This window comes from Methanobrevibacter sp., from assembly GCF_045577275.1.
GTDB lineage: Archaea > Methanobacteriota > Methanobacteria > Methanobacteriales > Methanobacteriaceae > Methanobrevibacter.
In genome coordinates this window covers 1-1,533 of the sequence record NZ_JAZNIB010000036.1, presented here as the reverse complement: position 1 = coordinate 1,533, position 1,533 = coordinate 1, and the positions used below count along the sequence as shown (strand labels likewise).

Sequence of the window (1,533 nt, the reverse complement as noted above, 5' to 3'; positions counted from 1 at the left end):
AAGACCGCTTGGCCTCCGACTTATGTGTAGGAAGTGAATTTTTGAGTAAACCGCAAAATAATCAACAACAAGAATATAGAAGAGTTCGTACTCCAAAAAAAGGTGAGATTCCTGGAGTAGTAGAACAAATTATGGGACATGGAAAAATTAAAGTTAGATGTGCTGATGGTAATATTAGAATGACACGTATTCCAGGTAAAATGAAGAAAAGAATTTGGATACGTGAAGGTGATGTAGTTCTTGTAAAACCTTGGGATTTCCAATCCGATCAAAAAGCAGATGTTATTTGGAGATACACAAGAACTGAATCCAATTGGCTTGAAAGAAAAGGTTATTTAACTATGTAAATTAGGTAAATCCTTTGATTTACTTTTTTTATTTTTTATTCAAAAAAATTTTAATTAAGATTTACCTTTACTTTCTTATTCTATTTTACTTTTTTTATACTTTAATTCTTGAAACTTTTTTTAGTTAAATTCTAATTTTAAAACGGTGTTTTTATGGAAAAGAATCCTAAACTAACTGATGCTGATGTGGAACTTATTGAAGAGGATTCCTTAGATTTTGATTCCTTAGATGATGACTTAAATGATGATTCATTAGATGATGATTTCGAAGATGATTCAATGGATGAATCTGATGGAAAGGGCATTGTCGAGAATCCAAGAGTTGCTAAAGCGGATGCAGAAGTTCAAAAATTGATTTCACAAAAAAGAATAAAAGATTCTGATGATAGGAAGGTATCCAGCGAAATCTTTGACAAGGCAACATTGCAGGTACTTTATAAATTAGCCAATCAAGGTCATTTGGATGTATTGAATGGGGCTATTAGTACAGGTAAGGAAGCTAATGTGTTGAAGGGAATCAAGGATGATGGTTCCATTGTTGCCGTTAAGATTTATAGGATTGCAACCTCAGACTTTAAGAAAATGCAGTATTACATTGCTGGTGACCCTCGTTTTAATGTTAGATCAAGCAATAAAAGACAACTAATCAATAATTGGGTTAATAAGGAATTTAGGAATTTGACAAGACTTAAAGATGCGGGAGTATACGTTCCAGAAGCAATTACAAGCTTAAGCAATGTTTTGATAATTGAATTCATTGGTGATGAAGATGGAAACCCTGCACCAACAGTTAAGAATCTTCCACCTCAAGACCCAAATGACTTCTATGAAAAATTAGTGGGCCAAATGGATAAATTCATAAACAAGGCTAATCTGATTCATGGTGACTTGTCAACTTACAATATTTTGAATTATGATGAAGAGCCTGTGATTATTGATGTTTCCCAATCTGTTGTAAGGGACCATATAATTGCTAATGAACTCCTTGAGAGGGACATAAAGAACATCAGCTTTGAATTTTCCAAGATGGGCGTTGACACTTCAATAGAAGACTTGACCAATCGTTTAATAAAAGATTAATATCTTGGGAATCGTATCAATAGACAATTCTCAGATAGAATTCTTTAAAAATATTAGTTTTCAAATGCTCTTAGGAAATCTATTTTTTATAAATATTAAATAAATA

Annotated in this window: 2 protein-coding genes; both read left to right on the top strand. The window is 32.2% G+C overall.

The features are described 5' to 3' along the window. Window positions 1–8: 8 nt before the first annotated feature. Window positions 9–347 (top strand): translation initiation factor eIF-1A, encoded by a 339-nt coding sequence (eif1A, locus tag ACKI67_RS01280; protein WP_407461583.1) that lies wholly within the window; start codon window positions 9–11, stop codon window positions 345–347. A 279-nt stretch (window positions 348–626) separates the two neighbouring features. Further along, complete coding sequence (locus ACKI67_RS01275) at window positions 627–1,427, top strand: serine protein kinase RIO (RefSeq protein ID WP_407461582.1); 801 nt, start codon at window positions 627–629, stop codon at window positions 1,425–1,427. The last annotated feature ends 106 nt before the right edge of the window (window positions 1,428–1,533 follow it).